This window comes from Mesorhizobium sp. M1004, from assembly GCF_040318795.1.
Taxonomy (GTDB): Bacteria; Pseudomonadota; Alphaproteobacteria; order Rhizobiales; family Rhizobiaceae; genus Mesorhizobium.
Genome location: NZ_JAMYNB010000015.1, coordinates 1 through 19,341, shown reverse-complemented (window position 1 = coordinate 19,341; position 19,341 = coordinate 1). Strand labels below are relative to the sequence as shown.

At 59.4% G+C, this 19,341-nt stretch carries 15 protein-coding genes and 4 pseudogenes; 9 read left to right on the top strand and 10 right to left on the bottom strand.

Annotated elements, in window-relative coordinates:
• Positions 1 to 399 precede the first annotated feature (399 nt).
• Entirely contained in the window at positions 400 to 2,403 is a 2,004-nt protein-coding gene (locus NKH54_RS26345) for a class I tRNA ligase family protein (protein WP_353029299.1), read from the bottom strand.
• A 324-nt stretch (positions 2,404 to 2,727) separates the two neighbouring features.
• Positions 2,728 to 3,507, bottom strand: a complete 780-nt coding sequence (locus tag NKH54_RS26340) for a phytanoyl-CoA dioxygenase family protein (protein WP_353029298.1) — start codon at positions 3,505 to 3,507, stop codon at positions 2,728 to 2,730.
• 94 nt (positions 3,508 to 3,601) lie between these two features.
• Between NKH54_RS26340 and NKH54_RS26335 the strand changes: the two genes are divergently transcribed.
• Positions 3,602 to 3,760 carry a hypothetical protein gene (locus tag NKH54_RS26335; protein WP_353029297.1) on the top strand — a complete coding sequence of 53 codons (159 nt, stop codon included), beginning with the start codon at positions 3,602 to 3,604 and terminating at the stop codon, positions 3,758 to 3,760.
• A 245-nt stretch (positions 3,761 to 4,005) separates the two neighbouring features.
• On the opposite strand, the gene NKH54_RS26330 is transcribed toward NKH54_RS26335, so the two are convergent.
• Together NKH54_RS26330 and NKH54_RS26325 are read right to left on the bottom strand one after the other, a co-directional pair.
• Positions 4,006 to 5,310, bottom strand: coding sequence for a lysine N(6)-hydroxylase/L-ornithine N(5)-oxygenase family protein (locus NKH54_RS26330; RefSeq protein WP_352498941.1), 1,305 nt, complete (start codon positions 5,308 to 5,310; stop codon positions 4,006 to 4,008).
• 269 nt (positions 5,311 to 5,579) lie between these two features.
• Positions 5,580 to 5,702, bottom strand: coding sequence for a hypothetical protein (locus NKH54_RS26325; protein WP_352498940.1), 123 nt, complete (start codon positions 5,700 to 5,702; stop codon positions 5,580 to 5,582).
• Positions 5,703 to 7,421: 1,719 nt separating this feature from the next.
• Between NKH54_RS26325 and NKH54_RS26320 the strand changes: the two genes are divergently transcribed.
• From NKH54_RS26320 to tnpB, 3 genes and pseudogenes are all read left to right on the top strand, one after another.
• Positions 7,422 to 8,102: an OmpW/AlkL family protein gene (locus tag NKH54_RS26320; protein ID WP_353029296.1), complete on the top strand. Its 681-nt coding sequence runs from the start codon at positions 7,422 to 7,424 to the stop codon at positions 8,100 to 8,102.
• 362 nt (positions 8,103 to 8,464) lie between these two features.
• Positions 8,465 to 8,911: an IS66-like element accessory protein TnpA gene (gene tnpA, locus NKH54_RS26315; protein WP_353029295.1), complete on the top strand. Its 447-nt coding sequence runs from the start codon at positions 8,465 to 8,467 to the stop codon at positions 8,909 to 8,911.
• A 26-nt stretch (positions 8,912 to 8,937) separates the two neighbouring features.
• A pseudogene (tnpB, locus tag NKH54_RS26310) lies at positions 8,938 to 9,105 on the top strand (IS66 family insertion sequence element accessory protein TnpB); the annotation flags it as partial.
• Positions 9,106 to 9,123: 18 nt separating this feature from the next.
• Here tnpB and NKH54_RS26305 read toward each other — a convergent pair.
• The 4 genes from NKH54_RS26305 to NKH54_RS26290 form a co-directional block, all read right to left on the bottom strand.
• Positions 9,124 to 9,594, bottom strand: coding sequence for a hypothetical protein (locus tag NKH54_RS26305; RefSeq protein ID WP_353029293.1), 471 nt, complete (start codon positions 9,592 to 9,594; stop codon positions 9,124 to 9,126).
• A 117-nt stretch (positions 9,595 to 9,711) separates the two neighbouring features.
• The gene (locus tag NKH54_RS26300) at positions 9,712 to 10,488 is read right to left on the bottom strand and encodes a tyrosine-type recombinase/integrase (RefSeq protein ID WP_353029292.1); all 777 of its coding nucleotides are present in this window, start codon (positions 10,486 to 10,488) and stop codon (positions 9,712 to 9,714) included.
• On the bottom strand, positions 10,485 to 11,402 hold the full coding sequence (locus NKH54_RS26295; RefSeq protein ID WP_353029291.1) for a tyrosine-type recombinase/integrase: 918 nt from the start codon (positions 11,400 to 11,402) through the stop codon (positions 10,485 to 10,487). Before NKH54_RS26295 ends, NKH54_RS26300 begins: the two co-directional genes overlap by 4 nt.
• A complete protein-coding gene (locus NKH54_RS26290; protein ID WP_353029290.1) occupies positions 11,399 to 12,640 on the bottom strand; it encodes a site-specific integrase in 1,242 nt (413 codons plus the stop codon). Before NKH54_RS26290 ends, NKH54_RS26295 begins: the two co-directional genes overlap by 4 nt.
• A gap of 124 nt (positions 12,641 to 12,764) precedes the next feature.
• On the opposite strand from NKH54_RS26290, the pseudogene NKH54_RS26285 reads away from it, so the two are divergent.
• A pseudogene (locus tag NKH54_RS26285) lies at positions 12,765 to 12,909 on the top strand (transposase domain-containing protein); the annotation flags it as partial.
• Between the two features lie 997 nt (positions 12,910 to 13,906).
• The gene (locus tag NKH54_RS26280; RefSeq protein ID WP_353029289.1) at positions 13,907 to 14,494 is read left to right on the top strand and encodes a 4'-phosphopantetheinyl transferase family protein; all 588 of its coding nucleotides are present in this window, start codon (positions 13,907 to 13,909) and stop codon (positions 14,492 to 14,494) included.
• Between the two features lie 387 nt (positions 14,495 to 14,881).
• On the opposite strand, the gene NKH54_RS26275 is transcribed toward NKH54_RS26280, so the two are convergent.
• Together NKH54_RS26275 and NKH54_RS26270 are read right to left on the bottom strand one after the other, a co-directional pair.
• Positions 14,882 to 15,184: a hypothetical protein gene (locus tag NKH54_RS26275; protein WP_353029288.1), complete on the bottom strand. Its 303-nt coding sequence runs from the start codon at positions 15,182 to 15,184 to the stop codon at positions 14,882 to 14,884.
• Positions 15,185 to 15,989: 805 nt separating this feature from the next.
• Positions 15,990 to 16,671 (bottom strand): annotated as a pseudogene (locus NKH54_RS26270) (IS3 family transposase); the annotation flags it as partial.
• Between the two features lie 586 nt (positions 16,672 to 17,257).
• On the opposite strand from NKH54_RS26270, the gene NKH54_RS26265 reads away from it, so the two are divergent.
• The 3 genes and pseudogenes from NKH54_RS26265 to NKH54_RS26260 all read left to right on the top strand — a co-directional run.
• Complete coding sequence (locus tag NKH54_RS26265; protein WP_353029287.1) at positions 17,258 to 17,794, top strand: SET domain-containing protein-lysine N-methyltransferase; 537 nt, start codon at positions 17,258 to 17,260, stop codon at positions 17,792 to 17,794.
• Between the two features lie 377 nt (positions 17,795 to 18,171).
• Positions 18,172 to 18,301, top strand: a pseudogene (locus NKH54_RS32550) (IS91 family transposase); the annotation flags it as partial.
• A 629-nt stretch (positions 18,302 to 18,930) separates the two neighbouring features.
• Positions 18,931 to 19,341, top strand: a 411-nt coding sequence (locus NKH54_RS26260; protein WP_353029286.1) for a TlpA disulfide reductase family protein, incomplete at its 3' end; no start/stop codon positions are given.

The following is a 19,341-nucleotide window of genomic DNA, read 5'->3' as shown; positions in this document are numbered from 1 at the left end:
CGGTCTCGGACAGAATAGAAGATAGCATCACGCAGGCATTCGCATTCACATTGGTGATCGGCGCACGTTCCAGGGCGCCAGGTTGACCAAGCGGGTCGAATCGCATGACAGCCTTGACCGGCTGGAGGACGGAATGCCGATGCCGCAGAGGTTGTCAGCGCAGTCGACCCACACGGCATTGCGGCACGAACAGCAAGGGCTGGGAAGCGATCGGCCGAGCGGTCCTCGAAGGCGCGGGCCAGGGTTGTCGACGACGCGCTGGTTCAGGGCCGCTAATCTGGTCTCTACCGTTTGATAGCGGCTTCGGTCGCCCCAGTGACAGCATATTTGGCATGGTCGGCTTTGGTTGCCGCGCAAATCTGGTCGAGATTGGGACAGCTCACTGGTGCACCTTCGGGCTCATAGTGCTTCCTCCTCATCGAGATGAGGATTGCCGGACTTGGCGTAGAACACCAACACGGGTCTGAGATCAAAGCGCGTCCCGGGTGCAAGGCGCTGGACGGACCGGGGCCATGTTTCGGTTGAGACGCCATCGATGCCTCGCGCCAGCGTTCTGGCGAACCGGGGCATTAACGGAGCGACTGTCGGTGCCATGATCGCAGCGGCCGTCGTCTGAAGGGCTAGCGAAGTTCGATTGCGGGCGGGGTAGAAACATCGCGCAGCCGCATAGTCTCGCGCCCGACGGTAGATCACGCAATCGCGCACGAAATCGCAGGCCTGAGCGGCCGCGCGCCGGACCGAGAAGCCTTCGTCCGAATATGCCCGCTCCATCGCCGCGCGATAGATCTCTATCCGAGCAAAAAAGGCGCGGTCGACTGGGCTCCAGTCGCCTGCATCGGGTACACGGCCGGCAAAATCCTGCTTGATTTCCTGGTCCAACGCATCAAGCCAGTTCAGCCAAATCCCTTGGAAGACCTCCTTCTCGGTGCGGCGCAGCCCGTCCAGCGTGAAATCCGTCCGCTCCCCTTCCGGGCGTGTCAGGCCCAAATGGAGGCGCACGACGTCGACTGTCTTTGGGCTCAGAACGTCCTTGCCCCAGACCGCGTGGCGGCAGCTGGTTGAGAACTTCTTGCCGTCGAGCAGGTAGAACTCGTTTACGTGATAGTGGATGCGCGGCGTCCAGTGGGAGAAGACCTCGGCGTAAAGAGCGGGGTAGAGTAGCGCGTGGTAGAACGAATTGTCGAAGCCGAAGAAATGGACAATCTGCCAATCGCTGTCGGGCATCTCCGCATTCCAGTCGCGACCCAGCGAGCGGCCGAGCGCCTGGATGTTGTAAAGAAAACCGAAGGCCATCTCCGGCCAGACCCAGATCACTTGCCCCGGGAACCCTTCGGCCGGCAGGCCCCAGTCCGAGGGGTGGGTAATGGGTACTGAAAATCCGCCGCGTTGGCGTAGGCGCGCGAAGAGATCCAAGATGCGTAGCGGGACGCCTGATGCCCTTAGATGCCGGTCGATATTGTCGTAGCAGCGGTCCAGGGCAAGTTCCGGACGGCGGAGGGAGCCGACCAGCGGCGCTTCGGCAGACTGCCGTGACCGCGCTGCACCCAAGTCGTGGCAAAGGTTTGGGGCGCCGCATTCCTCGCAGATGTTGCCAGCGGCGGAGCCGCCGCAATCGGGGCAGAGGCCTCTAACATCCGGCTCATAAAGATAGTGGCCTGTCACAGCATCGAAAAGCGCGGGGCTCTGGCGCAGATCTACCGCCGTGCTGCTCAGAAGAGTTCGGAAACACGCGGCTTGAAATTCGCGGTAACCGTCATCGCCCATTGTGGCTTGGAAGCTGTGGACGTCACAATCGAGAAGTGCGAGCGTGGCGCGAATCTCGTCGGAATAGTAGCGCGCCACGTTTGCAGGCGTCCATTGATCGGTAGCGGCGCGTGTCGCGACGTAGCTCTGGTAATCGTCGCTTCCGGTCAGGTGATACGCCTCGACTCCTTTCATGCGCAGGAAACGGGTATAGACGTCAGCGCCGAAATAGGGGCCAGAAAGATGCCCCAGATGCAGATCGCCATTTGGCGTTGGCGGCGCGGAGAAGACGAAGGTCGGCCCGCGTGGAGCCGTGGTCTTTGCAGCGGCATCAAGGGCGGCCTCGCCGTCCCGCCAGTAGACATCGACGAAATCCAGGTCTTTGTTCCCGTCATTGCGCAGCACATGCGCTTCAAAAGGATGGAACAGAACGACGTCGCCGGCCCCGACCGAGATTTCCCCAAGGTCGGTGGTGACCTTGCCCGCACCAGACAGGACTACGAAGGCCTCGATTTCGTCGTGCCGATGGGGCTCGGATGTGACCCCGGGTCCAACCTTTCCGAACGAAAACCCCGTGCGAGCACTGCCCGTTCCAAGCGTGGCTGTGTCGATTCCGAACGCTCGCGACAGCTCCGTTCGAGAAAACGTGTATTTGCGCATGACAACGAACCTAAGCTGTTGAAGAGTGGGACGGACCTTCGGCTGCCGACGAACAGCCTCAAGTGCACTTCATGGAGAGAAACGGCAGCCCGCCCCGTTGGCGGCCCGGCCAGGATAGTGCAGCTCTGGGCCGGCAGGCGGGCGACCAAGGGGGGCGCTAGGTCGGGCTGTAGGCACACAGAAGGCCGCCTGTGACCCCTCCACAATCCACGTGCCAAAGCGTCCGATGCTCCACGAGCCCGCAAATCAGACCGCCATACCGTCCGCGCATTTTTTGAGCGGTCGATCAGTTTCGTGTGCATGCCTCCGCCTGGCTGCGTGAGCTCAATCGCGATAGAAGATGCCATTTGGGGGCTTGAGATTGTCGAGATCGGCCACTTTGCCCTCGGGCGGGTTAAGGGCGCGCTTAAGCACGTTATATTCAGCGCGGGTCGGCCCACCGGTTGAGGCACGCTGGAACACCAAGTAGAGTGTCCGCCGAGAACGGTTGCTTTTGTTCGGTCGTGAGTAGTGCGGCGCGTAATCGTCGAAGATGAAGATGTCGCCAGCCTTCCATACTACGGGTTCCCAGGAGAACGTTTCGGCGACTTGAGGATCGATCACCCCACCGGCATCCATGGGGAACACCCCCTTCTTGTGGTTGCCGGGGCTGAAGAAAAGCCCGCCGTTTTCCGGGTCGGAGTCGTCGATGCCTACGGCAACCACCGCATGGACCATCCGGTCGGGGAGTTTGTGTGGAATGTGATAAATGTCCTGATGCGGGAGATAGCCGCCGCTGTCGGGGTAGTGGAAAATCAGCAATTCCTTGAGCCTGCGCGAATCTTCGCCAAGCAAATCATCGACTGCTGACTTTATGCGCTGATCCTCTAAGAGCAAACGACGCAATGGATCATGGAAGTCGAGAAAATTCTCGATCTTGGATATGATCTTTCGATTGTCTGTCGTCTTCTCGAACCACATAAGCCATTTATCATCGCTAACATCCCAGCATGACACATCTTCGACAAAATTGGAGATATCTTCCTGAGCCGCTGGCGCAAAGAAGCTTTCAAGCCTGACGTATCCGTCTTTCTGCCACTTGTCTCGTTGTGTATCAGTCAACATGCGAAAGGCCTCCTTTTGGAAAGACTGGTTGGTCGGACATCCCAATTAGGGCAGTCGGGCGCTGGCTAGTTGCGGTCCACGGAGACGCCCACGCATGTGGGACGGCGATGCTAAGTGCGTTCCGCTCCGACGGATTTTGTCCGGTGAAGCTCGGCGCGAGACTGCCTATGTCATGCTCGGCCGGGTCCAGGGCTTCGGTAAACTGGGCCGGATCAACCGCTTCACCCGGTCCAGCCGCGACGCGCATCGCTAAAGGCCGGCACCATCCGCTGACCGCCGACCCAGCCATGGCCGGCAAGACCACGGCGCTCTTTCGAGTGAGCGACCTGGTACGGTCTTGACAACCGTAGGGGAAATGAACGCCCCCAGAATAATGCGATGCGCCGCTTGGTCCAAGAACTTGTTCGGTCTCGATGATTTCGGACAAGCCTCCGGCCTTCGCAGCGGAGGCGGACATCATTCCCAGGATGCCACCGCCGATGACCAGAAGTTTACGAGTCATATCCCGCTGCCCATTTCTTCGGCTACGGGGGCGGGCCAGTTCTCGATCGAGGTATGGCTGATGAAGCCAGGATGCTCGGGGTTCGCGCATGGCGCGCGCCCAAGAAGGCTATCGAGGATGCGGCGCGCGCGCCAGGCCAGCAGGCTTAGGTTCGGATCGGCCAGGCCGCGCTGCCCGAGGCTCGCGTTTTGTACGAAGATGCGTCTGTCACGCGGTCCGTCCCAGCTCACCGAAAAGTCCTCGCGAATAGCTAATTCATTGTCGATATGCTCCAGCCGGTGCGCGATGGGTTCCAAGAAGTCTGGGATCGCGTTCTCGTAACCGGTGGCCAGGATGACGATGTCAGCCGCGACTTCTTCGAGCTCGACCATGCCGTGCTGCAGGGTCAGCCTGTGACCCGCGCCGGCGTTGATGCAATGCGAGACGGTGCAGCCCGGCCGCAGTGTGATGTCGGATCGGGTTGGCTCGAAAAATGCGTGGCGGTAGAGCGCCTGATAGATCGCGCGCAACGTGCTTTCCGAAATTCCGTCTGAGGCAAGCACGAAACGCCGCAGCAGCAGCTTACGCTGCGACTCGCTCATCGCCGCGAAACGATCCGAAAAGCAGGGCATGAACAACTCGTTTGTGAACGGGCTGTTGTCCAGAGGCAGATAGTTTTCGCGCTGCGAGACCCAAGTGATCGAGGCAGGCCGCCGTTCTTTCGGCAGGCCGATAAGATGCAACATCACCTCGGCTCCCGATTGTCCTCCGCCGACCACGCAGACATGCTTTCTCCGCACCTCAGGGTGGATGTGCAGTAAAACAGATGTGTGGAACAGGTTGCGTCCAGTCCAGCCCTGGAACTGAGGCGGAATTTGCGCCTGCTTGCCAATGCCGACCACGACGTCTCTGGCGGCGAGAACCGCCTTATCCGTCCGCACCCGAAACTCGCCGTCAAAGCGGATTTCGCGCACTGTCTCGCCGCCACGCACAAGTGGGTTCCTGTGGAAGACCCAGCTCAGGTATTGTTCGAACTCCACTCTGAGCACGGCTTCGAACTGTGCGTTCAGGAAATGATACAGACGCCCGTTCTCGTGCAGGAAGTTTACGAACGTGTAGGCTGATCGCGGATTCACTAGAGTGACCAGGTCCTTGAAGTGGCTGACCTGGAGCTGCGAGGAATCGAATGCACTGCCTGGATGCCAGCGGAAGTCGACCTGCCGATCCAGGAACACCGCCCCTTTCCCAACTTGCTCGTGTAGCTGACACGCAAGGCTCAAATTGGACGGGCCAGCACCGATCCCAACGCAAGACAATTCCACTGCTTCCTCCTATAGAGTCTTCCCACTAGGCGGCTTGTTCGGGGCGAATATCGGCCACAGTCATTGGGCCCCCCGCGGGCGTTCGGAGCACCGGTCCCGACCGGGGTTTGCGAGAATTTGTCCAGCGCGTTCGCGTCGTCGAATGTAGACCGGAGCATTCCAGCGCGGTGAAATCGAGGGGTCAGGCCGGCGACGTGGGGCAACGAAGTATGTCTTTCCGTTCGTCTGGATGCCCGCGTCGCCGTCACACGAGACGCTTTGCAGGCCGATTAGGGTGTTTGAAGCCGGCGCAATCGCCGGCCGACGATGACGCCCCGGCCTTTCGGCGGCTTGATGGCAGGCGAGAGGGCGGTGTTCACTACGGCGACGGCATTTTTGGTGCGCATGATCATGGACGACGTCTCGCTGATGGGTTCGCAGAGTCCCATGCATGGGCCATGCCAGAGAAGGAAACTTTATTAAACAATGAGTTGGCGGATTTACGATCCTGTCCGAAATCCGACATTGAGGGGGACGCTTCAGGGCGGCGCCCGATTTGCACTTCGGATGTCGCCTTTTTCCGAATAGCTAATCGGGCACCTTCTGCACCAGAATAGTTCTCATGGAGACCAGCATCATGAACGCACAGTGCATAAACTGGTGTCTCTGCCGGACAGATCGCGATATGCCGTCTCCCTCGAGGTCGGCAGTTGCAAGAGCTGCCAAATCCTTCGCCCTATCGTGCCGTTGCTCTGGCTCGATCCCGACATCCTCGGAGGCGGCGATCATGAAGAGTGACGCAATCTCATGTCCGCCGCGACGCCTCTCTCATGAGGAAGCCTGTGTTGGTGTCGGATCGATGCTCTTGATGACATGGTTGCGGATGGGCGCATGCCCAGACCTGAGCGCATCTATGATTGCGCGATCTGGGACCTTCACCAGCTGGATTGTCGAATCTCTGCAAAGATTGCGGGAAGGAGAATTGCGTTCTGACCACTCTGCCGGTTCCAAAAGCACGACCCATTCCGTCCCTGCGACTCAATCCAGGCGGAGGGATGAGGCCGCACAGCAGTCTTTTGCGCGCCCACCGGTCGGCCAGGATGGAGCCGTCGTAAACGCAGTTATTCGATGATCGCCGCCGCGGAGTCATCAGGTTGTGCCGCGCACGACACCAGCGACGTAGTGGTCGTCGATCGCCCCGTCGCCGATGTCGATCCGAAGCTCGGCCAGTTTCGCGGTGAGCTTCATTGCTATTCCGCCGTGCCCACCGAGGTCGCACAGGAGGTTCTATCAGGCGGTCACAGCTGCACTCGTTGTCGGGTCTTCGACAAAGTCGGACATGAGACACACCGCAATCAGAGCCATGTCGTTGTTGTGAAATGATTTTCACGTTTGGCACGACACGTGCAAGGCTATCCCCAAACGCGCTGCGGCAAGGACTGAGGAGAAATCATGCTATGATCAAGCTCGCCGAACATGCGGTCGCAGCCGCGAAAACTGGCCTTTCCGAGCCGACAGGACGTTGCGGCTGTTTTCCAGTCGACATCATTCTTCACGTTATCCGGACATGACCGTATTCGATTTCCGCCCAACGCTGAATGCTCCGTACGATGATCCCCATCTTTGGCTCGAAGATGTAGAAGGAGAACAGACACTTGCCTGGGCCGCCAGCCAGTCTGCCAGGACCCTGAGGCACTTCGGTGGAACACAGTTCGATCGCGACCACGAGGCCCTGACAGCGATCTTCGACCGTCCTGACAAGGTTCCCGTGATTACGCGCCGCGGTCAGTACTTCTACAATTCTGGCAAGATGCCGGAAATCCGCACTACTATGGCGCCGGGACCACCCTTGCCGCCTATCCGCCGATCCTGCTCGCCACCACGAAGCGGGACGACCGCGTCCCACCCGGGTCACGCGCGTAAGACGGCCGCAAGCTGCAGGCCTTTGGTTATCCCGCTTACTTCTAAGTGAGTACAGGTCGATGATTGCGAGCACGGCGCAAATAATGGGTGCGCGGTCCCACGCAAACTGCGCATGAGCGCTCCGCCAATCACGCAATTCGAACAAGACTTTTCGTAGTTCAGTCCACATTTCTGAAGAGCAAGGAGAGAGTATCATGGCGAGAAACCAAATGCGCGCGGCGCGGGGAGTAACAGCGGCCGTTGTCCTCATCGGGATGGGACAGCAGGCCGTCGCGGCGGACCTTGCGCAAGCGGCGAGCGTCCTGCAGGCAGGAGTCTCGGTCACGGAAGCGCCAAGCCCTTGGCAGATCCGCCTGCGTGCGTTGGGGGTCGTCACTGAGGATTCGGGCTACGTCAATGCAGTGCCCGGCTCCGATCTTTCTTATTCAAACACGGTGACGCCGGAACTCGATATCTCCTATTTCTTCACGGACAACATCGCCACGGAGCTCATACTCGGCACCACCTACGCCAACATCGACGGCCAAGGAACGATCGGCGGGCTTGGCAAGATCGGCAAGGTTTGGCTGCTGCCGCCTACGCTCACATTGCAGTATCATTTTACCGATCTCGGCGCTTTCAAGCCCTATGTCGGCGCCGGCGTGAACTACACGATATTCTATAACCAGGATGCCGGCAGCGCCGATGCTCTCAAGGTTAAGAACACGTTCGGCACCGCGCTGCAGGTCGGATTCGACTACATGGTGGATCAGCATTGGGGCGTCAACTTCGATGTGAAGAAGCTTTTCCTCAAGCCAGACTTCGACGTCACGGTCGACGGCTCGAAGCGGACAGGGAAGGCGGAGCTCGATCCCTGGTTGATAGGCGCAGGTGTCACCTACCGTTTCTGATACCAAGGCGACGCGGCTTGCTGACAGCCGATCTGAAATCAAGGGCGTCTCTTGCGCCCTTATACCCTCGAAGGCCGTGACGCTCAGGACAGGTGAGATTGGAGAGACGTGTCTTCACTTCCAGTGCAGCAACACTCAGCGGCAGCACCAACAAGCTCGATCCGATTGGTATCGGCTCGCCGGTTGATAGTGAAGATTGGCTCAGCACTGATCGGCGATCCAGAAACCGGAGAAATACGCGGTTCTTGCCTTGAAACACTAATAGAGGATGTCGTCCGATTTTTCGGTAAGCGATGTTCCGACGGCACCTTTCGGGGATCGGCGTGAAGGACGATGTTCGGAGCCTTTGAGGGCTTCGACATATGACGATTTCAGAGCTTACGCTTAAGTCGAACGATTTGGAGCCGGTGCGCCGGTTCGAGGTGTTCACGGGCTCCGGCCGGCGACGCGAGTGGCCTCCAGAGGAGAAGGCGCGGATCGTTGCGGAGAGCTACGACGCTGGTGAGACGGTTTGTGCTGTAGCTCGCCGATATGCGCTTTCCCCGCAGCAACTGTTTGCCTGGCGCCGAGCTGCGCGTCAGCCCTCGGCAGAGGCGACGGCATCAGAATCTCTGTTCGTTCCTGCGGTGGTTGCAGCGTCCTTGCCGGAACCGGTGGCGCAGCGCCCGGCACGACCACGGAAGCAGAAGACGGTCCGCGACGCCGGCCTGATCGAGCTTGAGATCGACGGTGTCGCCATGCGCGTTGGCCGTGGCGCCGATACCAAGACGGTGGCTGCGGTAATCCGCGCGCTTAAGGCAACGACGTGATCGGGCCGACGGGTGCGGTCAAGGTAATGGTGGCGACAAAGCCAGTCGACTTCCGCAAGGGTGCGGAGGGGCTGGCGGCGCTGGTGCGCGAGACGATGGGGGCCGATCCGTTCAGTGGGGCGGTTTACGTCTTCCGCGCCAAGCGGACGGGCCGGATCAAGCTGATCTTCTGGGACGGCACTGGCGTCTGCCTCTATGCCAACGATCGGCATTCATACTACACCTCTTTCCTCGCCAGTTGATGTTCTTGGCTGGGTAGCTCGATCTTCGAGTCGATTCCATCGGCTGCATTGCTTTTGCGGCAGGTCTCCATCGCAGATTTCGTATAGGCTGTAGTGCCCGTTGTAGGCATGTCTGGTGATGATGCCATATTTGGCCCATCTGCCGGCGGTTTGTTCGCTGATGCTGAGATGCACTGCCGCCTCCTGTCTCGTCAGCATTCCCCGCTGTCGCAGACGATCATATCGTGATCGCAGCTTATATTCGTGGATGAGATAGGCGACTTTGAGAGGTGTAAAACGGGCGTTATGGCAGCCGCGACGTGCCGTTCCACCCGGGCGATGTCCCTGCTCGTTTAGAATCCCGGCGATCTCGGGATAAATGTAATCATCGAGAAGCTTATCGACCAGTTCAACGATACCGGGTTTTGTCTTGATCTGCTGAGCGGAAGCTTTTGGGTTCATGGTGGTGAGCGTCTGGATTTTGCCGCCCTTGAAGCGAACGTGAAGCTTGGTGGTTCCTTCCGCCTGCAGCTTTAAGAGAGTGACATCTGGCCTGCTGCCGGTTTTTCGGACACGAGGTTAAGCTAGCATAGCTTGTTCCTCGAACTCGACGGGGCTTAGATAGCCCAGCGTCGAGTGCCTTCGCCGAGGGTTATAGAAGCGCTCGGCGCTCAGCCTGCCGCCGTGCATGTTCGGAAAGAGAGCCGTTGCGCCCCGTTTCCTGGGCTCGTTGAGCCAGCCCCGAAGGGCTTGCTGTGCAACCTTGGTGAGCGGCGTACTTCGCTCCTTGCGGCCCTTGCCAACGCATCGCACGTGGGCACCGTGCCCCAGCATGACCGAGTCCCGGTTGAGATCGATGACCTCCGAGACCCGCAGGCCTGTTTGCGCGGCCAGCAACAGCAGAGTGTGATCACGCCGTCCCAGCCACGTGCTGCGATCCGGACAGGCCAGGATCGCTTCAATCTCGGGCCTGGTGAGAAACTGAAGTTGTCGCTTGTCGCATCGCTTGCTCGGGATCGCGAGCACGCGTTGAATCTGAGCGCTATGGGCCGGCTCCTCGAACGACGCATATCTGAAGAAAGACCGAATGGCTGTGAGGCGGAGGTTCCGGGTCCTCACTGAGGCGGACCGCAGTGTCTCGAGGTCCTCCAGAAATGCGCCGATGAAAGGCGCGTCCAAATCCCGCAGTGTCAACTGCGTCGGAGACCTGCCAAGGCGTGTCTGCGCGAATGCAAACAGGAGCCGGAAGGTGTCGCGATAGGAGGCGATGGTGTTGGAGCTTACGCCTCGATGTCGCATGAGCCGATCGGTGAACCACCGCTCGATCAGCACGGCCAGATCCTTCGAGGCGCTCATGAGCGAACCTCCCACCGCTCATCCAGCAGTGGCGCAGCATGGGTCATTAGCTCCGGCGCGGCGGATAGATACCAGTAGGTGTCGCGAACATTGGCGTGGCCGAGAAAGGTCGAGAGGACCGGCAGTTCCCGCTCGACATCTTCGCCCGCACGATACCAGTTGGTCAGGACCTGGACGGCGAAACGGTGACGAAGATCGTGAATCCGCGGACCATTGCGCTGTCCCCGCTGCCGCAGACCGATCTGTCGCGACAGCTGCCAGAACACCCGGTGCACGTATTGGTGCAACAATCTGCCGCCCTGCTCGGCGACAAAGAAATAGGGGCTACGAGGCGCGACGAGATGCGCGTCGCGTCGCGCGGCATAGTCCGACAGCACGGCGACCGTCGTGGCATGGAGCGGGACCAGCCGCGACTTGCCGAACTTCGTCTCCCGAATGGTGAGGACACCTTGGTCGAGATCGACGTCGTCTCGGCGCAGGTCCAGCGCTTCGGAATGGCGTAGCCCGGCGACCGCTATCAATCCGAACAGGCAATGATATGTCCAGGGACGGAGGGCGTTGGCCGGCGGCAGCGCCAGTGCCGCCGCCAGAAGCGCCGTGATCTCAGCATCGGTATAGATGTAGGGCTTTGCCCGCCGCGCCGGCGGCACAGCGTCTTGAGGTGGCACTTCCGTCATGGGGTCGAAATGGTGCTGAGCGAAGCAGCGCACATCGGTCAGGCGGATGGACCAACTCGGTTGTCGGCCGATCAACGTCACCCACTTCATTGCCAGCGCCGTGGTGATGGTCTCGGCGCCGCGAGCCTCCATGAAGGTGACGAAATCCGACAACCGTCGAGCGGGCCCGTGGTACTTGTATCCCAACCCCTGGCGCATGCCCACATAGCGCTTGAGCGCTGTTCCAAGACGGCTCATTGGGCACCTCCCGGCCACGGCAGGCTCAGTTCGCGCAGCTTCTCGATGTCGAGCTTGGCATAGATCCTCGTGCTGTCGATGCTCCGGTGACGAAGCAACTGGCCGATCTCAGCAAAGCTGGCCCCCGACCGCAGCAGGTCGGTCGCAAGGCTGTGGCGGAAGAGGTGCGCGCCGTGGTGCGCATAGCCGTGAATACCTGCCCGCTCGTGGGCCTCCTTCGCGATCATCGTGATGGCGCAGCCGGAGGCAAAGCCGACGTGCGGAGCAAGCATTCGCAGAAATAATCGGCGACACGCTGAAGCGGGTCGCCCATGCCGGATGTAGGCGACGACAGCTGCACCGACGTCGTGGCGTAGTGGCATCATCGCTTGCCGCCGTCCCTTGCCATGGACGAGGACACTGCCCGACTGCCAATCGATATCGTCAAGACTGAGTGCCGCAACCTCGCTGGCGCGCAAGCCCAGCTTGGCCAGCGCCGTCAGAACCGCATAGTCGCGAAGCCCCATTGCCGTGGTCCGATCGCAGGCATCGAGAACCAACTGAACCTTCTGTGGTGGCAGGAAGGTTGGCAGGCCAGCAAGCCGCCAGCGACGGATCGACGGCACACAATCGGCCAAGGCTACCGAAGTGAAGCCCTTCAGATGCAAATAGCGCAGGAAGGTGCGCACCACCCCGCACATCGCTTTGCCGCTGTCGGCGGAGCCATCGAGAGCATGTCGCTCGACATAGCCGATGACGATCTCCGGGGTGAGCGCTGCAAACCCATCTGCGCCAGCCGGACAGACCTCCTGCAGAAATCGGTGTGAGAGCAGCTTGTGACTTTCCACCGTCGAGACGGCGAGCCCTCTCTCACTCGTGAGGTAAGCCGCGAACACATCAACAATCCGCTCGTGCTCCGTGCGCTCAATCGGAAGGGCGGCTGGTATCAAGCCTTCTTGCCGTAACGCGGCAAGCAAGCGCCGGAGCGCAGCGCGGTCGCCCGAATCGATGCTCCAGTGTTTGGAACGGTGCCCAAGAAACCGCTCGACATGATCTTCGTTTAAATCCTGGAGATCGTGCCCGTTGCCGAGATGCCAGTCTCTCAGCTCACGAAATAGGCTTAGCGATCGCCATGTGCATTGCTGACCGAAGCCTTCATCCGACAATCTGCCCGCATAAACGCGTGCAAACTCGCCATACGGCCCGTGGATCAGCTTCCGAAACAGTGTGCTGCGTTGCAGGTAGTCACTTGCATTCATGTGTCCTCTCCTTCGCGTCAATTGCGACGGAGAGAGCCTACGCGATGCCGATTGAGCTACCGCTACGTTGAGGAAAGTGTTGGTAAAAACTTGCTCACTCGGCATAGTTTGGCGGTCGGCATAAACCTGCAAGCTCAACAGCGTTGAGCCGCTCGGCTATGTCGCCGATGTCCTCACCAGGATCGTCAACGGCCATCCTAAACAGCCAGATCGACGATCTCCTGCCCTGGGCCTACATCGACAAGCTCGAGCTCAAGGCCCTGGCCTGAGAACAGCGCTTACATTTTTCGCACGCGGGCAGCAGGTGATCATCGTCACGTCTGGTGCTGTCGCGGTCGGCTCAAGTCACTTCAACCATCTGGACAGATCTCTGCGAGTTGAGGAGAAACAAACGGCCGGCGCTATCGGTCAGGTTCAACTCATGCGTGCCTATGAACAGAGTTTAAAACGCCATAGTTTTGGCGTTTGGAGCAAATACTATTGACCCGCGAAGATATAGATGATCAGCATCGCCGCCTCAATGCGGTTTCAACCCTTCAATGACTTCTCAAGGTTAGCGCCGTATATCAACGAGAACGACACGACCGCAACGGCGGTCGCACGCACTCGGACATGCCGGCGCCGGGCCAAATCCAGATGCATGGAAGGTTGCTTGTACCGCGACTTTCTCACCGCCCTCTTACGAGCAAGATTGACTGACGGCAGCGCCCGATCCAAGTATCTGCGGCTGCGGGTGGCGCGCATGTTTCAGGGGCTTCGGTTCAAAGTCGTCGTCGCACATCAACGGTCGGCCCACACCTTGAAATCGAGTCATTCCTCGGATGCAACTCGACCAGTCCGCGGTGAGTTGAGTTTTCCGCGGCGCACACCGAGTTCGCACAGGGAACCGACAGGCGGTCACGGTAGGACTCGGTGTCGGATCTTCGACGATGTCGGATGATACAGTGCCATCGGAATGATCGCACTGTTCTGAAAGGTCCTAGTTGGCACGACCCATGCTCGGGCTATCCCCAAACGCGCTGCGGCACAGACTGAAGAGAAATCATCCATGATCACGCTCCCCAAACATGCGGTCGCCACCGCGAAAACTGAGCTTTCCCGAGCCGAAGGAGAACCTTGCGTTTGTCTACGGCTATGGGGTCTAGGCTGGGCCCTGTGTCGGTGAGCGCGGCCTCCAGGATGCGCGCCTCAGCCGTCAGGCACCTTATTGCTCTTTCTGCCCGTTCGCTTGGATTTCTTAAGACGTGACCTTGCACGACACGGGATATGTCGATGCGGTTCTTGTGCATGGCCGGTTCGATTTCGAGTGCTACACGGAAGATCTGTTTCATAAGCTCGCCTTGGCCTTCCCCCCAGCTTGTGCACGGCACTACCGTTACGCCGTGCCGAATTTCTGACCGGTCGCGCGATGACGCGGCGTGGCAGGCGCTGGGCCAACTTACTACTGAGATTCCCATCGGTCCCGACCGCGCCCCAGTCTGGCCAAAAGGCTCAGTTGGTTCAATCACCCATGCGCGGGGGCATTGCGCCTGTTTCGCCAAAGGCGATCCAGGCTGGCAAGCCGGTGTCGACATCGAGGCAATAGCCAGCGGCCACCCGCTGGAATCGATCCTGAGCATGACGGCTAACCAGCGTGAACGTGCCTTGATTGCACGACAGACGGCGCTCCCTCCGGATCGGCTGGCAACGCTGCTCTTTTCGGCAAAGGAGACACTTTTCAAAGGACTCTACCCGGTGGTGCGGCGCTTTTTGGATTCGACTGTGCTGAACTACGGACGCCCCTGCGAACGGATGCTTGCGGCTGCACCTAACACAAACCCTTTGCAGGGAATTACCTGCGGGCGAATCCTATGACATCCGCTTTAATACCACCGCCGACTGGGTATTGACTTGGCTAGCCGTGCATCGGTTACGGAGGCAAGCCTGATTACCCGAGCCGCATATAAAATATAGCGGTCTGCCCTTTCACAGCCGGTTCCGTCCGGCGGATCCTCGTCGCGCGCTCGTGAGGCGTCAGCTTTTGCAGACTATGCGCGTCGTCAGCGCCTGCGCTGCTCAGACACACACGCCACTTGCTCGAACATTTCCATGCCCGGGCGGACGAGGCTGTCGCGACCGGCCTCGGCTCGAAACGACCAGATCCCGGTATCGGTCACCGTCCCTCGGCCGAAAAGATGAAGCTGAACTGATGACCGTCGCTGGTCGTGCCATCCTTCCGGATCATAAAGTTCCCCTGGCTTGCTATCGAATGCCAGCGCGCTGGATATAGCGCAGATGAGCGCGCGCTGACTGAAGTCCCTTTCCATCCAGCTTGACGACACGGGACTTGATGACGAGGCGCGGCTGGAAGGCGGCGAAGCGGTCACGCGACGCAAGCTCGCTGCAGACGCCGGCACCGCGCCCGATCCCGGTGCCATGGAAGGTTCCCTTGCCGCGACTTTCCCAACCACGAGCAAGATTGGCTGACGGCAGCGATCGAGGTATTTCCGGCCGCGGGTGACGCGCATTTTTGCGGGGCTTCGGTTCAAAGTCTTCCTCGCGCATCAACGGCCGGCCCCCCACAACTTGAACTCGAGTCATTCCTCGAGTTGGCAGCTCGACTGGTCCGCGGAAATCGGCGCCATATAATCCGGTGGTTGTGCGCCATCTGGCGCCTTGGCGGCCCTACAGTTGCTCTCATTGTGAGATCATCGACGATGTCGGACATGAGACCCAGCGCTCTGATCGGTTGTTCTGAAACGATTTCCCGGTTGGTGCCCCACCCCGCGGACGCGCTGATCGGCATCTCGCTTTCCTCCTTCATCGCCGGCGAGCGCAGTTTTGCTACCCTCTTTGAACCAGGCGACAGGCGCTCCCTGCAGTCATTCTTCTGGAATAACGGGAAGCTCATTATCTCCTATCTCGTCAACTCGTTCCGCGTTTCGAGACGTTCACCCCCGACCGCCAGGAATGGACGCGCCGAGCGCTGTACAGCGTGCCCACCGAGGTGACTGTTCACTCCGGTCGCTCGATGCGGAACATCACGAGACCAATGGAGAGGTTCTCATTTCGGATCAGGACCCGATCACGCCGCCGCAGCTTTTCCTATTAGACCTCAATGCCGGCCGCCTCTCGGCGCTCCAGTAATCGTGAAGCGCAACCCGGAGAATTTCGACGCGTCCCGGCTGGTGGTCACGCACCACGAGGCAGTCTCGACCGATGGGGAGATGATCCCCTATACGCAGGTCGGTCCGGCGAACGGGAACGGGGATGCCCCGGTTCACCTCACCGCCTACGGCGGGTACGGCATATAGATCCTGCCCCACTACAACTCCTCCCTCGGCAAGCTGTGGTGACCTGCCACGGAATTTCATCCAGCGGCAATTAGAGCCTCGGCGGGTTGTACGCGGTATGGCGCGGGTTGAGCAACGGGCGATCGGCGGAGCTGGTCGGGGTTGTGCAGCTGATCGCCCGTTGCGGTGAGATTGGCGGAATAAGCCGCGGGCGTGATGTAGCCGAGCGCCGAATGTGGGCGCGATCGGTTGTAGTCGTCCGCCCATTCGGCGATCGTCGTCCGGGCAGGGTCGAGGCCGAAGAACAAGGTTTCGTTCAAGAGTTCGTCGCGCATCCGGCCGTTGAAGCTCTCGCAGAAGCCGTTCTGCATCGGCTTGCCCGGCGCGATGTAATGCCATTCCACCTTCTGATCCTTCGCCAGGCGAAGATGGCGTTCGAGGTGAACTCGGTGCCATGGTCGGAGACGATCGTGCCGGCTTGCCGCGGCGGGCGACCAGTTCCGTCAGTTCGCGCGCGACACGCCGGCCTGAGATCGAGGTGTCTGGGATCGCCGCCAGGCATTCGCGTGTCACGTCGTCGACGATGTTGAGCACGCGGAAGCGCCGGCCGCAGGCGAACTGGTCGTGGACGAAATCCAGCGACCAGCGGGCGTTCGGCCTTGCCTCGACCAGGATCGGTGCGCGGGTGCCAACCGCGCGTCGTCGTGACCGTCGCTTGCGAACCGTCAGCCCTTCCTCGCGATAGGGCCGATAGATGCGGTTGATCCCCGACGACTCACTAGGATCGTCAACGGCCACCCCCAACAGCGAACCGCCCAGATCAATGGAAGGCTGGAAAGAGCATAGACCCACGTCCCTGCAGCGTCTCCCGATTAACTCGCCTCAGACTCGTTGCCCCCACATCTCCAGCCTCCGAATGGCGCACAGTCTCGAGCAGCGCCATTCGACATCCGTGTAGGGTTTGTCGGGTCCGCTACTTACGCTTTGTTTATCCAATCTCCTGTTTGGCCTCCGACCAAATAGCTGAAACGCAATCACAAATTTCTTCCTCGGCTCGATCAGTGAAATGGGCACGATTTTTGAAACCCTTTGGTGTGAGGGGGTAGAACTGCTGACCGGCAGCGGCGAGGGAAGGAAGGAAATCTACATGTCATGTCTGTGCAGCTCGCTTTGTGCAGCTCGCTTTCTGCAGCACGGGAGCATCGGCAAATACACCACCTCGCAAATAGCCTTGGAGCCGTTTGGGATTTAGAGAACTCCAAAAAAGCGAAAAAAAAATTTTGTATATCACTCCCAAAGTAAAGCATCGCTCTGCAGTACTCAGCCTTTAAGGAAGAAACCGGCCATGTCGACTCCACACATAAACAAGAGTCTATCTATTCTGACAGACGATGTCACCTGCGCAAAGCAACTCAATGCCCGCAACGTAAGGGTGCTCAACACGGGTGGCGATAGGGGGCGTGGCGTTTTCGCTGCTCGCGATTTCCTCCCGGGGGAGATTGTTGTCATTGGGCTGATTGACCGCATGGAAAAGGGTCGAACGACGAACTCGTTTCAATTGGACTGGAATGTCCATGCTCTCTTTCAGGAGCCGGCTGTCATTGTGAATCATTCTTGTGATCCAAATTTAGCGATTGTGCCCAATCGCTTCGGAGCCTATGACTTTGTTTGTATTGAGCAGATATCTTCTGGTGTCGAAGTAACCTGGAACTACGCTACCTCGGAGTTCGAGTGCATTGGGGTATCGGTATGTCTTTGTTCATCGGAAAATTGCCAGGGTTCGGCCGGAGGCTTCTCCAAATTGCCTCGCGATCATCCGATGCTCGTGTCGGGTTTCTACGCACCATACCTGAAGAAAACCTTGGGTTTCCAAGAAAGGTAGAGGTGTTTTCAAAGTTTGTCGGTTCATAGACTTAGAATTGTCCCGTCCATACCGAAGGACCAAAAGGGCGGGCTAGCAATGTCACCGTTTTGCACGATATTGTCGACTCAAAGGATGCAGACAGTTTCGTGAATCCCGTCTCTGCCGCTCCGCGTCCAAGGCCGTCAAGCGGACGAGCGTGCATACGCTGCGCCACGGTTTGCGACCCACATGCTTGAGTGAGGTACGGATATCCGAATAATCCAGCGTGCTGCCGGGGACACAACAACCTCTCGACGACGGCGCGCCACACAATGTTGCAACAACCAGGATCGCCAGGCCGCAGAGCCCGCTGGACCGCCTGACGCGGAGGCGGCGCCAACCGCCTGAGCCCAGCGATGCGCCCCGTGCTGGAGGTGGGCTATATCTTCCGTCGCATGATCATGCCCATCGTGCTGCCCATGATGGCCATCTTGGCCGCCTCGAGCGCCGCGTCATGTCCGCGCGATCAAACTCTGCCGGACTGCCGCCAAGCGTCGGAGCGCGCGGGCGAACGCCATCGGACGAGTTTGGTTGCGCTGGCCAGGATGGGCGGGCATCGCAAGCGATTGCTGGAGCCGCTTCCTGCGTCATCATGGAGCGGATCAACCACGCCTGAGCACAGGGGACAGAGAAATAACGCAACGCAGGAATCCGGAGAGTTTGCTACCCGGCACATGCCGGGCTCGTCCCGGCCTTTTCGCCACCCTCATCAACTGACGATGGCGGCGAGTCCGCCGCTGCCTGACGGACCGGAACGGAAACAGGGTCAAGCCAGGTGGCGTGGAGAGGACAATAACGACGAGGATGGCGATAACGCAACCGATCATGATAGCCATCTGCTCGTAACGCACATTGGCAAAAAATGTCAGGTTCTACGACCGGCCATCTTGGGGCACTGTGAAGTTTTTAGACGCGTAATCAATGCATGCTACTGCGCCGAGCGCGCTTGGCACGGCTCTTGCTTTTTCGAAACTCGGCAATACCCAGTTAGGGCTCAGGCACACGCGCAGACGAGCGATGTTCTCCTTTCCTTGAACCGGGTACCTCGTCTTAAGGGGGAAAACAAGCTCGCGCGTAAAGTCGCGCAACCTTTGGCAATAGCTTTGGAGAGCAACATGGTATTGCAGATGGGGTCACCGGCTCCTTCGATCAAAGTGGAGCACTGGCCGCGTGGCGAGCCCCTTGCGAACTTCCAGCCCGGCAAAGTCTATATCGTCGAATTTTGGGCAACTTGGTGCGGACGATGTGTGGCGGAGATGCTCCATCTGGTGCAACTGCAGGAGACATACAACGACAGCGGACTTGAGGTCGTCGGGATCGCGGCTGATGAAGACGCTCCAACCGCCGTTCAGGCCCGAACCAGGTTGGAGGCGTGGTTGACCGAAAAATGCTCTGACCTGAACTATCGGATCGCGTTCGACTTCACAGGCGAAATGAACAAGCTTTGGATGAAACCCAGCTTTTCCGCCGGGCTTCCGACCTCGTTCGTGGTCGACCGAGACGGCCACATCGCCTTTATCGGTCAT

What these genes read in the sequence shown, in the direction of transcription:
- NKH54_RS26305 (WP_353029293.1), bottom strand. Translation starts at nt 9,594, where the DNA reads ATGAACCCAAAAGCTTCCGCTCAGCAGATCAAGACAAAACCCGGTATC.
- NKH54_RS26345 (WP_353029299.1), bottom strand. Translation starts at nt 2,403, where the DNA reads ATGCGCAAATACACGTTTTCTCGAACGGAGCTGTCGCGAGCGTTCGGA.
- NKH54_RS26290 (WP_353029290.1), bottom strand. Translation starts at nt 12,640, where the DNA reads ATGAATGCAAGTGACTACCTGCAACGCAGCACACTGTTTCGGAAGCTG.
- NKH54_RS26275 (WP_353029288.1), bottom strand. Translation starts at nt 15,184, where the DNA reads ATGCGCGAGGAAGACTTTGAACCGAAGCCCCGCAAAAATGCGCGTCAC.
- NKH54_RS26325 (WP_352498940.1), bottom strand. Translation starts at nt 5,702, where the DNA reads ATGATCATGCGCACCAAAAATGCCGTCGCCGTAGTGAACACCGCCCTC.
- NKH54_RS26300 (WP_353029292.1), bottom strand. Translation starts at nt 10,488, where the DNA reads ATGAGCGCCTCGAAGGATCTGGCCGTGCTGATCGAGCGGTGGTTCACC.
- tnpA (WP_353029295.1), top strand. Translation starts at nt 8,465, where the DNA reads ATGACGATTTCAGAGCTTACGCTTAAGTCGAACGATTTGGAGCCGGTG.
- NKH54_RS26340 (WP_353029298.1), bottom strand. Translation starts at nt 3,507, where the DNA reads ATGTTGACTGATACACAACGAGACAAGTGGCAGAAAGACGGATACGTC.
- NKH54_RS26335 (WP_353029297.1), top strand. Translation starts at nt 3,602, where the DNA reads ATGTGGGACGGCGATGCTAAGTGCGTTCCGCTCCGACGGATTTTGTCC.
- NKH54_RS26320 (WP_353029296.1), top strand. Translation starts at nt 7,422, where the DNA reads ATGCGCGCGGCGCGGGGAGTAACAGCGGCCGTTGTCCTCATCGGGATG.
- NKH54_RS26265 (WP_353029287.1), top strand. Translation starts at nt 17,258, where the DNA reads ATGTCGACTCCACACATAAACAAGAGTCTATCTATTCTGACAGACGAT.
- NKH54_RS26295 (WP_353029291.1), bottom strand. Translation starts at nt 11,402, where the DNA reads ATGAGCCGTCTTGGAACAGCGCTCAAGCGCTATGTGGGCATGCGCCAG.
- NKH54_RS26280 (WP_353029289.1), top strand. Translation starts at nt 13,907, where the DNA reads ATGTCGATGCGGTTCTTGTGCATGGCCGGTTCGATTTCGAGTGCTACA.